At 62.0% G+C, this 13,752-nt stretch carries 13 protein-coding genes and 1 pseudogene; 9 read left to right on the top strand and 5 right to left on the bottom strand.

Annotation, left to right across the window (positions count from 1 at the left end; all coding sequences use genetic code 11):
• Window positions 1-20 precede the first annotated feature (20 nt).
• Both rho and trxA read right to left on the bottom strand, forming a co-directional pair.
• Window positions 21-1,646: pseudogene (rho, locus tag V3390_RS02395) on the bottom strand (transcription termination factor Rho); the annotation flags it as partial.
• A gap of 622 nt (window positions 1,647-2,268) precedes the next feature.
• A complete protein-coding gene (gene trxA / locus V3390_RS02390; RefSeq protein WP_331690137.1) occupies window positions 2,269-2,607 on the bottom strand; it encodes a thioredoxin in 339 nt (112 codons plus the stop codon).
• A 123-nt stretch (window positions 2,608-2,730) separates the two neighbouring features.
• On the opposite strand from trxA, the gene rhlB reads away from it, so the two are divergent.
• The 7 genes from rhlB to V3390_RS02355 all read left to right on the top strand — a co-directional run bounded on the left by rhlB (window position 2,731) and on the right by V3390_RS02355 (window position 8,694).
• Window positions 2,731-4,416 carry an ATP-dependent RNA helicase RhlB gene (rhlB, locus tag V3390_RS02385; RefSeq protein WP_331703217.1) on the top strand — a complete coding sequence of 562 codons (1,686 nt, stop codon included), beginning with the start codon at window positions 2,731-2,733 and terminating at the stop codon, window positions 4,414-4,416.
• A 13-nt stretch (window positions 4,417-4,429) separates the two neighbouring features.
• Window positions 4,430-5,116, top strand: coding sequence for a cell division ATP-binding protein FtsE (gene ftsE, locus V3390_RS02380; protein ID WP_331690135.1), 687 nt, complete (start codon window positions 4,430-4,432; stop codon window positions 5,114-5,116).
• On the top strand, window positions 5,113-6,054 hold the full coding sequence (gene ftsX, locus V3390_RS02375; protein WP_331703216.1) for a permease-like cell division protein FtsX: 942 nt from the start codon (window positions 5,113-5,115) through the stop codon (window positions 6,052-6,054). Before ftsE ends, ftsX begins: the two co-directional genes overlap by 4 nt.
• Window positions 6,055-6,076: 22 nt before the next feature.
• The gene (gene ung / locus V3390_RS02370; RefSeq protein WP_425493007.1) at window positions 6,077-6,763 is read left to right on the top strand and encodes a uracil-DNA glycosylase; all 687 of its coding nucleotides are present in this window, start codon (window positions 6,077-6,079) and stop codon (window positions 6,761-6,763) included.
• A 64-nt stretch (window positions 6,764-6,827) separates the two neighbouring features.
• A complete protein-coding gene (gene rpoH / locus V3390_RS02365; protein ID WP_331703214.1) occupies window positions 6,828-7,724 on the top strand; it encodes an RNA polymerase sigma factor RpoH in 897 nt (298 codons plus the stop codon).
• Between the two features lie 55 nt (window positions 7,725-7,779).
• Window positions 7,780-8,370 (top strand): DNA-3-methyladenine glycosylase I, encoded by a 591-nt coding sequence (locus V3390_RS02360; protein WP_331703213.1) that lies wholly within the window; start codon window positions 7,780-7,782, stop codon window positions 8,368-8,370.
• Window positions 8,371-8,385: 15 nt separating this feature from the next.
• Window positions 8,386-8,694, top strand: coding sequence for a TfoX/Sxy family protein (locus V3390_RS02355; protein ID WP_331703212.1), 309 nt, complete (start codon window positions 8,386-8,388; stop codon window positions 8,692-8,694).
• Window positions 8,695-8,725: 31 nt separating this feature from the next.
• Here V3390_RS02355 and V3390_RS02350 read toward each other — a convergent pair whose 3' ends face one another.
• Together V3390_RS02350 and V3390_RS02345 are read right to left on the bottom strand one after the other, a co-directional pair.
• Window positions 8,726-9,421 (bottom strand): VIT1/CCC1 transporter family protein, encoded by a 696-nt coding sequence (locus V3390_RS02350; RefSeq protein WP_331690130.1) that lies wholly within the window; start codon window positions 9,419-9,421, stop codon window positions 8,726-8,728.
• Between the two features lie 121 nt (window positions 9,422-9,542).
• Window positions 9,543-9,944, bottom strand: coding sequence for a hypothetical protein (locus V3390_RS02345; protein ID WP_331703211.1), 402 nt, complete (start codon window positions 9,942-9,944; stop codon window positions 9,543-9,545).
• Window positions 9,945-10,084: 140 nt separating this feature from the next.
• Here V3390_RS02345 and V3390_RS02340 point away from each other — a divergent pair, with 140 nt between their 5' ends.
• Entirely contained in the window at window positions 10,085-10,786 is a 702-nt protein-coding gene (locus tag V3390_RS02340; protein WP_331703210.1) for a transposase, read from the top strand.
• A gap of 15 nt (window positions 10,787-10,801) precedes the next feature.
• On the opposite strand, the gene speE is transcribed toward V3390_RS02340, so the two are convergent.
• Window positions 10,802-11,644, bottom strand: coding sequence for a polyamine aminopropyltransferase (gene speE / locus V3390_RS02335; protein WP_331703209.1), 843 nt, complete (start codon window positions 11,642-11,644; stop codon window positions 10,802-10,804).
• A gap of 137 nt (window positions 11,645-11,781) precedes the next feature.
• Here speE and speA point away from each other — a divergent pair, with 137 nt between their 5' ends.
• Entirely contained in the window at window positions 11,782-13,671 is a 1,890-nt protein-coding gene (speA, locus tag V3390_RS02330) for a biosynthetic arginine decarboxylase (protein ID WP_331703208.1), read from the top strand.
• Window positions 13,672-13,752 lie beyond the last annotated feature (81 nt).

The following is a 13,752-nucleotide window of genomic DNA, read 5'->3' as shown; positions in this document are numbered from 1 at the left end:
GCGCGCAGCGCACGAGCGCGTTAGCGTTTCATGGAGGAGAAGAACTCATCGTTGGACTTGCTGCTCTTCATCTTATCGAGCAGGAATTCCATGGCGGCAATTTCATCCATGCCATGCAACAGTTTGCGCAGAATCCAGATCTTTTGCAGCAGATCCGGTTCGATGAGCAGATCTTCCTTGCGCGTACCCGAGCGGTTGATGTTGATCGCAGGGTAGACACGCTTTTCAGCAATGCCGCGCGACAAGTGCACTTCGGAGTTACCGGTGCCCTTGAATTCTTCGTAGATCACTTCGTCCATCTTGGAGCCGGTGTCGATCAGCGCGGTGGCAATGATGGTCAGCGAACCGCCTTCCTCGACGTTACGCGCGGCACCGAAGAAACGCTTGGGACGGTGCAGGGCATTGGCATCTACACCACCGGTCAGGACCTTGCCCGACGACGGCAGCACGTTGTTATACGCGCGGGCCAGACGGGTGATGGAGTCCAGCAGAATCACAACGTCTTTCTTGTGCTCGACCAGACGCTTGGCACGTTCGATCACCATTTCGGCGACCTGCACGTGACGGGCAGCGGGTTCGTCAAAGGTGGACGAGACCACTTCGCCGCGCACAGTGCGCTTCATTTCGGTGACTTCTTCCGGACGTTCGTCGACCAGCAGCACGATCAGATGCACGTCGGGATGGTTGCCGGTGATGGCGGTAGCGACCTGTTGCATCAGCATGGTCTTACCGGCCTTGGGCGGCGACACGATCAGTGAACGTTGGCCTTTGCCTTGCGGCGCCATCATGTCCAGGATGCGGCCGGTGATGTCTTCGGTCGAGCCGTCGCCACGTTCCAGGTTGAAGCGCGTGCGGGGGAACAGCGGCGTCAGGTTCTCAAACAGGACCTTGTTCTTGCTGGCCTCGATCGGTTCGCCGTTGATGGTGTCCACAATGGACAGCGCGAAGTAGCGCTCGCCGTCCTTGGGGTAACGGATGCGGCCGGACAAATGGTCACCGGTGCGCAAGTTGAAGCGACGGATCTGCGACGGCGAGATGTAAGTGTCATCGGGGCCGGCCAGGTACGAGGCCTCGGCACTGCGCAGGAAGCCGAAGCCGTCCGGCAGGATTTCGAGCACGCCGTCAGCAGCGACGCCTTCGCCATGGCGGGTCAGAATCTTGAGGACCGCAAAGATCACGTCCTGCTTGCGGGCGCGGGCTACGCCTTCGTGGATCTGCAGCTGCTCGGCGATATCGAGCAACTTAGCGGCCTGCATGCGCTTGAGGTCACCCAGCGAATACTGCGGGAATCCCTCAGGCACCTGCGGGTGGGGGCGCGGCACAAACGGTTCGAAGGAATCCTCGGTCGTCATGCCATGGCGGTCGCGGCTGTTGCGGTCGCGGCGGTTGCGGAAGCGGTCACGGCGGTTGCGGTTGTTGCCACCGCGGTCCTGACGGTCGCCATCCTGGCCGCCGTTGTTGTCGCCCTGGCCGCCCTCGTTACCGTTGGCCGAGGTCCACGGTGAGCCGTTGTTGTCGCCGCCGTCGTTGCCGTTGCCGTTGCCGTTGTTGCCGCCGCCGTCGTTGCCGTTACCGTTGCCGTTGTTGCCGCCGCCATGCTGCCGTTCACCGCCAGCGTCGCCGCCTTGCGATTCGCCGCGCGGTTGGCGGTCGTTGCGGTCTTGGCGGTCTTGCCGGTCCTGGCGCAGCGGACGCTCATAGCGCTCGCCGCGTTGCTCGCCACGTTCCTGCCGCTCGGTACGGTCCGGGCGCTCGGCGCGTTCAGCACGTTCGGATTGATCAGCGCGCTCGGCGCGATCAGAGGATTCCTGGGCGGCGGGGGCGGCATCGGCACGCTCAGCGGGCTCGGCCGGCTTGCGGCGGACTACCTTTTTAGCGGGTGCGCCATCGTCAGAGGCAGCAGGCGCTGCGGACGCGGCAGCCGAATCATCGGCAGGTTTAGCGACGCGCGTACGGCGGCGCTTAGGGGTTTCTTCTGGAATCAGGTCGTCGTTGTCAGACAAAGGGAATAACCTCGCAATGGGCGAGCACGGCTCCGCTCGAACGCGGTAGCCAGCGTGACGCAGAACGCGTCGGGAGTGGTGAAATTGAATTCGGGGATTGGCGCTGAGACGCGCCGAGTGGTCCCATGATGCCATGCCCGCAGGCCGCCGTGCAAGCGGCTTCCTGAACGGGATGCAGCAAAAAGCGGCCCGCAGGCCGCCTTTTTTGATTTTTGATTTTTGATTTTTGATTTTTGATTTGACGCTTAAGTCGGCCGCAGGCCGCTTACAGCGTCTTATCGATCATCTGCGCCAGCACTTGGCGGGCATTGCCCGGAGCGCCGATCAGCGTGTCAACGACTTGGCCGTTCTTGAACATCAGCACGGTCGGAATCGAGCGCACGTGATAGCGCATAGACACTTGCTGGTTTTCATCGACGTTGACCTTGGTGACTTTGACCTTGCCCGCATAGGCGTCGGCCAACTCTTCGACCACTGGGCCGATCATGCGGCAGGGGCCACACCACGGGGCCCACAGGTCAACCAGCACGGGTTGCTCGGACTGCAGGACCGTTTGATCGAAATCGGCGTCGGTGACGTTCAGGACGTTGTTGCTAGCGCTCACAGGATGCTCCGGGGATAGTTGGGTCGGCCGCGGTGTTGGCGGCGGGTAGGGTAAACTTGGGTCTTCTTTCCATAGTATCAAGTGCCGTCCCCCACACGGCGCCTTGCAGAGCCAATTTATTTGATGAGCGAAAAGCCCCTTACTGACGTGACCTTCCGGTCCCTGGACTTACACCCCGCATTAGCAGCGGGCCTGGAGGCGGCGGGCTTTCACCAGACTACCCCGATTCAAGCGCTGACCTTGCCGCTGGCATTGGCCGGCAGAGATGTGGCCGGACAGGCCCAGACCGGTACAGGCAAGACTCTGGCCTTCTTAGTGGCGGTCATGAACCGCTTGCTGACGCAGCCGGCACTGGGCGATCGCAAGCCGCAGGATCCGCGGGCACTGATCCTGGCTCCGACGCGCGAGCTGGCCATCCAGATCCATAAAGATGCAATGAAATTTGCGGCCGACACCGGTCTCAAGTTCGCACTCGTCTACGGCGGTGTCGATTACGACAAGCAGCGTGAAATGCTGCAGCAAGGTGTCGATGTGATCATCGCCACGCCCGGTCGTCTCATCGATTACGTCAAGCAAAATCAGGTCGTGAGCCTGCATGCCTGCGAAATTTGCGTCCTGGACGAAGCCGATCGCATGTTCGATATGGGCTTCATCAAGGACATCCGTTTCCTGCTGCGTCGCATGCCGATCCGGACCACGCGGCAGACCTTGCTGTTCTCGGCCACGCTGTCGCATCGCGTGCTGGAGCTCGCCTATGAGCACATGAACGAGCCGGAAAAACTGGTGGTCGAAACCGACAACATTACGGCCGACCGCGTGCGTCAACTGGTGTACTTCCCGGCCGACGATCAGAAAATCCCGCTGCTGCTGGGCCTGATCTCGCGTAGCGAGGGCGCCCGCACCATGGTGTTCGTCAACACCAAGCATTTTGTCGAGCGCGTCGCCCGCTCCCTGGAAAAGGGCGGTTACCGCGTCGGCGTGCTGAGTGGCGATGTCCCGCAGAAAAAGCGCGAAACGCTGCTGAACCGCTTCCAGGCCGGTCAGCTCGAGATTCTGGTCGCTACCGATGTCGCCGCGCGCGGTCTGCACATCGACGGCGTCTCGCATGTCTATAACTACGACCTGCCGTTCGATGCCGAGGACTACGTCCACCGGATTGGCCGTACCGCCCGTCTGGGTACCGAGGGCGATGCGATCAGCTTTGCCTGTGAGCGCTATGCGATGTCCCTGCCGGATATCGAGGCCTACATCGAGCAGAAGATTCCGACGGCGCATGTCGAGCCCGAGTTGCTGATCCCCGTGCCGCGGCCGGAGCGTGAGCGTCCCGAAGGCGAGGAAACCGAGTCGGTTGGCGCGATCTTCCGCGAGGCGCGCGAGTTCAACGAGGCGCAAGATGCCAAGCGTGATGGCGGCAACAAGCGCCGCAGCAGCGGTCGCAAGCCAGGTGGTTCTTCCGAGCGGCACGGTGGCGGCGAGCGTTCGCGCAGTGCCGGCACCGGTGCGGGTGCGGGTGCTGAGCGTAAAGAAACGGTGGCCGCAGTCGCGCCGGCTCTGGACGAGAACGGGGAACCGCGGGCCAAGCGCCGTCGTCGCCGCAAGCCACGTCGCGATCCGCAGGGACCAATCGCCACCGCACCGAACGCGACCGGCGCCACCGGCACGGCTTCGGCAGCGCCCACCGAGGCGAACCGCAACCGCAAGCCGCGCGACACCGGCAAACCCGGCACGCCGGCGCCCAAGTCCGACAAGCCCGGCTTGATCAAGCGCCTCGGCGGCCGAATCAAGTCGCTGTTCGGCGACAAACGCTAAGAGGGCCGACCGGATGAGCGTGCTGCGCTTTGAGGGAGTCACCAAACGCTACGAAGGCGGCCACGTCGCCCTCGATAACGTCAACTTCGATCTGGCCAAGGGCGAGATGGCCTTCCTGACGGGTCACTCCGGCGCCGGCAAGTCCACCTTGCTCAAGCTGATTCACCTGGCCGAACGGCCTTCGCGCGGGTCCGTGTTTTTTAACGGCACCAACCTGCTCAAGGTGAAGGGTCGCAAGATTGCCTTTCATCGTCGGGCCGTGAGCGTGGTGTTTCAGGATCACCGTCTGCTGACCGATCGCACCATCGCCGATAACGTGGCGCTGCCGCTGTTGCTGCGCGGAATGCGCCGTCCGGAAGTGAACCGCCGCGTCTCCGAGATTCTGGAACGTGTCGGCCTGGGTGCCCGCCAGCGCGCCCTGCCGGGTCAGCTGTCGGCCGGTGAGCAGCAGCGAGTCGGCATTGCCCGCGCCATCGTGTCGGAACCTGACCTGCTGGTGGCCGATGAGCCGACCGGCAACCTCGATCCCACACTTTCCGCCGAGATCATGAGCCTGTTCGCCAGCCTGCCCGATCGCGGCACCACCGTGCTGATCGCTTCGCATGACCTGGGCCTGGTTCGCCGTATGCGGCGTCGCGTACTGGTACTCAACCACGGCCAACTGGCCGATGACATTGCCGCTGAGGACCTTGCCGAATGAACAGCACCGTCCTCGATCCGCAACTGCATCACGGCGGCTTCCGCACCTGGGTGGATCACCACCTATTTAGTCTGGTGCGTAGTCTGGGCAACATGGTCCGCAAACCCATCGGCTCGCTGCTGACCATTTTGGTGATGGCAATCGCACTGGCCCTGCCGCTGGGTCTGCTGGTGGCGCTGGCCAACGTCGACCGCTTTGCCGGCAACGTCCAGCAGTCGCGCGAGATTTCCGTGTTCCTCAAGCCTGAGGTCTCGGTTGCCCAAGCCGGCAACCTGGCCGACCAGTGGCGCGCCCGCCCCGATGTCGCCAACGTCGATCTGGTCACGCCCGAGCAAGGCCTGCAGGACCTGCGCGCCACCACCAGCCTGGGCCCGACCTTGGACAACCTGGGCAACAACCCCTTGCCGAGCTTGCTGGTGGTGACCCCTCGCGGCGATGAAAACCGCCTAGCCGACTCTCTGCAGTCCATCGCCGAGGTGGATGTCGTGCAACACGACCAGGCCTGGCGCGATCGGCTTAACGGCTGGCTCGGCTTTGGCCGCACCATCGCCCTGGTGCTGGCGGCGCTGCTGGGCCTGGGCGCCGTGCTAATCGTCGGCAATGCAGTGCGTGCAGACATACAATCCCATCGCGAAGAAATCGGTGTGCTCCAGCATCTCGGCGCCACCGATGGCTTCATTCGCCGCCCGTTTTTGTATCTCGGCGCGGTGTTCGGCGTGCTGGCCGGCCTGTCGGCGCTGGGTCTGCTGACCTTGGCGAACTACTACCTGACCCCGTCGCTGGCCCAGTTGGCGGCCACCTATGGTTCGCGCTTCGCACTGCAGGGGTTCAATTTTGTGCAGGCGACCGGCATCGTCTTGCTGGCAGCGCTGCTCGGGTGGCTAGGCGCCGGCCTAGTTACCGGCCACTACCTGCGCGACACCCGCCCGAACCAGTAAGGTGGCATCCGTGATGTCCGTGATACCCGAAGCGGATACCGCCGGCCGCATGATCCCGTCCTGGCAAACCCGACTGGAGTCCCATCTCGGGACGCCCGCCATGCAGGATCTGCGGGCCTTCTTAAAGGCGCGCATGGCCGCCGGCGCGACAGTTCTTCCGCCGCCGACGCAGTGGTTTGCCGCCCTGAACTCCGTCCCGTTCGAAGATGTGCGCGTCGTGATCCTCGGCCAGGACCCGTACCACGGGCCCGGACAGGCCCACGGGCTGTCCTTTTCGGTGCCCGATGGGGTGCCCGCACCGCCTTCGTTAGTTAATATTTTCAAAGAGTTACAGCGCGAGTACGGGGTGCCGATCCCCGCTTCGGGCAATCTGCAGCGCTGGGCGGATCAGGGGGTGCTGCTGCTCAATTCGGTGCTGACCGTGGAGCAGGGCGCCGCGGGTGCGCATGTCGGCAAAGGCTGGGAGGGCTTCACCGACGAGATCGTGCGCCAGCTCGCCACCGACCGGGAGGGGCTGGTCTTTATGTTGTGGGGCGCCTACGCGCAAAAGAAGGGGGCGATGATCGACCGCTTCCGCCACTGCATCCTGCGTGCACCTCATCCGTCGCCGTTGTCCGCTCATCGGGGATTTCTGGGCTGTGACCACTTTGAGAAGGCCAATCGGTACCTGCAAATGCGGGGCGAGCGGCCGATATTCTGGGCTGCCTGAACCGTCGTTAAGGTCGCCATTTGGCCATTAGCACTCTGGGTAGGAGAGTGCTAATATAGGTCCCATGACGCAGTCCACTGAACTTGTTGTTGCCCGTTCCGCCGGTTCTTCGGCGGTCGCCGCTTCGTTGCCGGTACTGAACCCGCTGGGCTCTCTCGAGTCGTATATCAGCGCGGTCAACCGGATCCCGGTGCTTGAGGCGGAGTCTGAGCGTGAGCTCGCCCGCGAGTTCCGCGATTACAACGACCTCGCTGCTGCACAGGAGTTGGTGCATTCGCATCTGCGCTTCGTCGTGCACGTGGCGCGTGGTTACAAGGGCTACGGCTTGCCGCTGGCCGATCTGATTCAAGAGGGCAACATCGGCCTCATGAAGGCCGTCAAGCGCTTCGACCCCGAACAGGGCGTTCGCCTCGTGTCGTTTGCCGTGCATTGGATCCGTGCCGAGATGCACGAGTTCATTCTTAAGAACTGGCGCATCGTCAAAGTTGCAACCACCAAGGCGCAGCGCAAGCTGTTCTTCAACCTGCGCAAGTCCAAGACGCGTCTGGGCTGGTTGAACGCCGAGGAGGTCAGCGCCGTCGCCCGTGATCTCAACGTCTCCGAACGCGAGGTCCTGGAAATGGAATCGCGCTTGAGCGGCACCGACATCGGTTTCGATCTCACTGCCGATGACGACGAAAACTCGCATCGCCCGCCCTCACCGGCGGCCTACTTGCGCTCCGCCGAAGAAGATCCTTCGCAATTGCTTGAGCGTGAGGATGAATCCTCGCATCAGCTCGCTCAGCTTGCGCAAGGATTGGCGGAGCTCGATGAACGCTCGCGCGACATCATCACGCGCCGTTGGCTCAAGCCGGACGACAAGTCCACGCTGCAGGATCTGGCAGATCAGTACGGCGTCAGCGCCGAACGCATCCGCCAAATCGAATCCAACGCCATGAAAAAACTCCGCACCGCCTTTTAATTTAATGGGGACGGAGGGAATTAATTTCCCTTAACGTTTGGGGCCCAGCAAGCCAATGACACCAACCAGCGACAACCGCGAGCGGTGTTCTTGGGCCACCAACGCATCGGACGAAATGCGCGCCTACCACGACACCGAGTGGGGCGCCGCGGTGCATGACGATACCCGCCTGTTCGAAAAGATCAGTCTCGAAGGCTTTCAAGCCGGCCTGAATTGGTCCACGATCCTGGCCAAACGGCCCGCGTTCCGTGAGGTCTTCCACGGTTTTGAAATCCCGCGTGTCGCGACCATGCACGAAGGCGATGTCCTCAATCTGTTAGAGGACAAGCGCATCATCCGTCACCGCGGCAAGATCGAGGCCGTCATCCACAACGCCTCGCGCGCGCTCGAGATCCAGCAGGAGTTCGGCTCTCTGGATGCCTTCGTCTGGGGTTACAAGGCGGACACCAAGTCGCGCCCGAAACAACTCACCCCCGAATGGCTGTGCGAACACACCACCTCGCCGGAGTCGGTCGCGCTGTCCAAGGATCTGCGCAAACGCGGCTGGAAATTTGTCGGCCCCACGACCATGTACGCGTTCATGCAATCGTGCGGGCTGGTCAACGATCACATCCACACGTGCGAAGTGCGCCCCGACGGCTGTTAGGTTACGCTGCACAAAATGGCCACCGATCGTGAATTCGTCGACTACGTACTGGAGCAGGCCGGACTCGGCACGCGCCTGACATTTAAGCGCATGTTCGGCGAGTACGGCTTCTATGTCGATGGCGTGATCACCGCGTTCGCGGCCGACAATTCTCTGTTTCTAAAGGCCAGCAAGGCGACCAATTTGCCCGTGCCACTGATCGATCTGCCGCAACGGCCGCTGTTCCCGGGTTCCAAAGACTACGCCGTGCTCGATGAGCTGCTCGATGACAGCGACACCCTTCAGCAGATGCTACTGAATTCCGCCGCAGCGCTGGGGCGTTAGTCGTTTGCCGATTGCTCGCAGGCGTTAGCCGTCAGGCAGTTGCGACACCGAACAGATTGCCGACCAGAGCCGTCGCCGCCATTGCGAAGGCGCCCCAAACGGTTACCCGTACAATCGACTTCAAGTACGACGAGCCCCCGGCCCGCGCACCGACCGCACCCAGCGCGACCAACAGCACCAACGCGGCGGCGACCACTGCCGTCACCAACTGCTGCGCCGGCGCCACCAACACGATCAGCAACGGCAACAGCGCACCGACCGCAAACGTCAGCGCCGAAGTGAACGCCGCCTGCAACGGATTGGCGGAACTGAAATCCGTGATCCCCAACTCATCGCGCGCGTGAGCGGCCAACGCATCGTGCTCGGTCAATTGCCTCGCGACCTCATCGGCCAGTTCCGGCGTCAGGCCGCGCGACTGATAGATCATCTTGAGCTCGTTATGCTCAGCCTCCGGCCCCGTGGCGAGCTCATGACGCTCGCGCGCCAGGTCGGCCTCCTGCGTATCCTGCTGCGACGAGACCGACACATACTCACCTGCCGCCATCGACATGGCGCCGGCAATCCCCGCTGCCAGGCCCGCCACCAGCACTTGCTGTTTCGATGAGCCCGCCGCCGCCACGCCGACAATGAGCGATGCGGTGGAGATGATGCCGTCGTTGGCGCCCAAGACCGCGGCGCGCAACCAGCCAACTCGGTGGACGCGGTGAGATTCGCTGTGACGCATCATGGGCACTTCATTCCTGTCAAAGTGGTGGGGTGGTCGGCCGAGCCGGTCGGCCAAGTCGGTCGCCAGCGCGCTAGGCCGCCGGCCCGGCAGACGCTCGCTAGTGTCGTTGGTCGAGCAACGGTCAGATGGTTTCCGGCACCTCAACAGGTGTTTGTCCGATAGCCATGGCCAAATTGCGCCACTTCTCGCCGTCTCGAATGTAAATGTACGCCAAATCCACCGGCTTGCCATTAATTTCCAGCTCCCAGTACTGCCTTCCGTCGGCAACGTAGGGTCTATTGCTCGAAGGCCCGACCGGATCCCAAACCAACGCGATGCCCGTACTGTCCACGGTGGCGTTGCGGGCCTGTTTGTCACCGCAGGGTGCGCAATAGTACTTGACCTGCCCGGCCATGTTGACGATCTGCATCGCGGCTACGGCGTCCTTCAGGGTGTTGTATTCGAACTGATCGGCGTTGGCGAGCCGCGGTGCCATCGACACGCAGAGCGCGAGTGTGAGAGCCGGTGCTAGTAACGATTTCATCGGATGAGTCTCCGTTGTGAACGGTGCGTTGGTCGGCCGATATGGCACCCGACGCCGACACTGGCCTTCGACAAATGCTGATAATCACGGGCTGCGGGCGCGGGCATTGTATGGGTTCGACCTCTAATCGAGCGTACCCGATGCCTCGTCAACCGCGAATGATGATTCCGGGGGTTCCGTTGCATGTGGTTCAGCGGGGCGTCAATCGTGGCGCGATTTTTGTCGACGACGTAGATCGCCACACCTACATGCGGCTGCTGTGTGAGGCGTGCGGTGAACAGCGGGTCGCGATGCATGCCTTCGTGCTGATGAGTAATCACGTGCATCTGCTGCTCACGCCGGGCCCCGAACCCTTATCCCTGGCGAAGGCGATGCGGGTATCCGGTCAATGCTATGTGCAGTATTTCAACGTGCGGCATCTGCGCACCGGCACCCTGTGGCAGGGGCGGTACAAATCGTGTCTGGTCGATACGTCGCCGCGGCATGTGCTGGCGGTGATGCGTTATATCGAGTTGAATCCCGTGCGGGCGGCGCTAGTCGCGGATCCTGCGGCGTACCGGTGGTCGAGTGCGGGGCACCATCTCGGTCTGACGACGGATGAGCGACTGACCACGCATCCAGCGTATCTCGGGCTCGGGGCGGATCGCAGCGAGCGGGGCCTGACATACCGGCGCTGGTTGGAGCTGGGTACGAGTGCCGACGATCTGGATGCCATCCGCCGCTACGCCGCCAAGGAGAGAGCCTTTGGCGGGCAGCGTTTTCAGGCCATGGTGGCGGCAACTCTGGGGCGCGACAGCGTGGCGCGCAACCGCGGTCGGCCGCCAATTGTTAAGGGAAATTAATTCCCTCCGTCCCCATTATTTAAGGGCTTGGGCGACGAATGGGGGAAGGGTTTGGCCGGCGGCGTGTGCGGTGCCGGTGTAGTAGAGCGTGGCAAGGTCGACGGGGAGCTCGCGGAAGGCGAAGCCTTGGCCGCCCTTACGCGCCATAGTGACCGACCACCAGCCGGTGGGATAGCACGGCTGCGGGAACGGCAGCGTCTGGAACTCGGCAAAGCCGGCCTTGCCCATTTCGCCGCGCAGTTCCTTGATCAGATCGAGCAACATCAGCGGCGACTCGGACTGCTGCACCAGCACGCCGTTGTCACGCAGCGCCTTAAAGCAGTCGGCAAAGAACGCCTTGTTGAACAAGCCCTCGGCAGGACCGACTGGATCGGTGGAGTCGACGATGATCACGTCGACCGAGCGCGGCTCGAGGTTCTTGATGTAGGCCAGACCGTCGTCCCACATCAGCGTGGCGCGCGGATCGTCGTTCGAATCGCACAGCTCGGGGAAGTATTTTTCGGCCATGCGCGTGACCTGTTCGTCGATGTCGCACTGAACGGCGGATTCGACGCCCTTGTGCTTGAGCACCTCGCGCAGCGTACCGCAGTCACCACCGCCGATGATCACGACCTTCCTCGGGTCCGGATGCGTCAGCAGGGCCGGATGCGCGATCATCTCGTGATAAAAGAAGTTGTCCTTGGTCGTCAGCATCATGGCGCCATCGATCAGCATCAGGTTGCCCCAATCGGTGGACTCGAAGATCTCGATCTTCTGGAATGGCGACTGGACCTCGTCGAGCTTGCGGGTGATCCGATAACCGATGGCCGAACCCGTCGGGTCAAAGTTCTCGTAATGCCATTGTTGGTTGTCGCTCATCGCGAAAGCTCCATAGGTGCTGATAGTGAATGCCCGAATTATACCTGTTCCCTGTTTCCGCACCTGGTGTTAACTGGCGTTCGCTTCGATGGCGCTAAAATGGATGAGTTTCCCTGTGCCCGAGAGCCTGCTACCCCATGTCCAGCTGGACCATTGACCAAGCCCGCACCGCATACTCCATCCCGCACTGGAGTGATGGCTATTTTGATGTCAACACGGCCGGTCAGGTCATCGTGCGTCCGCAAGGTGAGCAGGGGCCCAGTGCGCCCCTGGCCGAACTGATCGATGGCGCCGTAGCCCAGGGCAGTCGTCTGCCGCTGTTGTTGCGCTTCCCGGACATCCTGGATCACCGCCTCTCGAAATTGCAGGATGCGTTTGCCCAGGCCATCACCGATTGGGATTACGCCGGCAAATACCGCGCCATCTATCCCATCAAGGTCAATCAGCATCACGGTGTAGCAGCCACTCTGGCCAAGCATGCATCGAGCGGCTTCGGTCTGGAGGCTGGCAGTAAGCCCGAGCTGATGGCCGTGATTGCTTTGGCCCAGCCGGGCAGCGTCATCGTCTGCAACGGCTACAAAGACCGCGAATATCTGCGCTTGGCCCTGATCGCACGCAAGCTGGGTCACGATACCTGGATCGTGGTCGAGAAGCCTTCGGAATTAAAAATGGCGCTCGAAGAAGCCGAGAAACTTGGCGTCAAGCCGGGCTTGGGTGTGCGCATGCGTCTGGCCAGCCTTGGTGCCGGCAAGTGGCAGAACAGCGGCGGCGATAAGGCCAAGTTCGGTCTGTCACCGCGCCAGGTGCTGGACCTCTGGAAGACTCTTCGCGATGCGGGCATGAGCGATTGCCTAGGCCTGCTGCATTTCCATATGGGGTCGCAGATCAGCAACGTGCGCGATATTGCCAGCGGCATGCGTGAGGCCGTGCGCTACTTTGTCGAGCTCAGCGTGCTCGGCGCACACATCCGCTTTATGGATGTCGGCGGCGGTCTCGGCGTCGATTACGAAGGCACTCGCTCGCGCGGTTACTGCTCCACCAACTACAGCATCAGCCAGTACGCCTCGAGCATCATTCAACCGCTGGCCGAGGCTTGCGACGAGTACGATCTGCCGGCGCCCGATATCCTGACCGAATCCGGTCGCGCCCTGACCGCGCATCATGCCGTGCTGGTGGCCAATGTGGCCGAAGTGGAAAAGGCCCCCGAGGGTCGCGTCCCCGACGAGCACGACGATGAGCCTGCTGTCATCCGACGCCTGCGTGAAACCTACGACGAGCTCAACGAACGGCCCGCCATCGAACTGTTCCACGAGGCCGTACATCACCATAACGAAGGCCTGGCCCTGTACTCCCTAGGTCAGATTGACCTGGTACATCGCGCCCGTATTGACGATCTGTTCTACGCCATCGCGCATATCGTCAAAGACCGTCTTAGCCCGTCGGAGAAATCCCATCAGGCGGTGCTCGATGAGTTGAACCAGCGACTGGTCGACAAACTCTTCGTCAATTTCAGTGTGTTCGAATCCATTCCCGATGTGTGGGCCATTGATCAGGTCTTCCCGATCCTGCCGATCGAGCGACTCGACAGCGAGCCGGCGCGCCGCGGTGTGCTGGCCGATATGACCTGCGATTCCGACGGTCGCATCGACACCTACGTGGGCTATGAAACGCTCGATACCAGCATGCCCGTCCACGATGTCCATAGCGGTGATATGTATCGCCTGGGCTTCTTTATGGTCGGTGCATATCAGGAGATTCTGGGCGACATCCACAATCTGTTCGGCGACACCGATGCGCTCGAAGTGCGGGTCCGCGACGGACAGATTGTCAGCACGCAGGCTCGTCGCGGTGACACCACCGACGTCATGCTCGACTACGTGGGCTATTCGCTCGCCGACTTGCGTGCAGCCTATCGCAGCAAGGTGGACGCAGCGCACCTGCCGGAAGCCGATCGTGAGCAGCTCCTTGCCGATCTCGAGAAGGGTCTGACCGGATACACCTATCTCGAATCCGCCCCGATCTTCTAACGCTCTTGCCTTTGGTCTTGCTCTTGCTCTTGCCTTTGCTTTTCATCTCTTTTTTGATTTTTGATTTTTGATTTGTTTTTT

The sequence above is a fragment of the Aquilutibacter rugosus genome, from assembly GCF_036541335.1.
In the GTDB taxonomy this organism is placed as follows: Bacteria; Pseudomonadota; Gammaproteobacteria; order Xanthomonadales; family Xanthomonadaceae; genus Aquilutibacter; species Aquilutibacter rugosus.
This window is presented reverse-complemented; position numbering and strand designations above follow the sequence as displayed.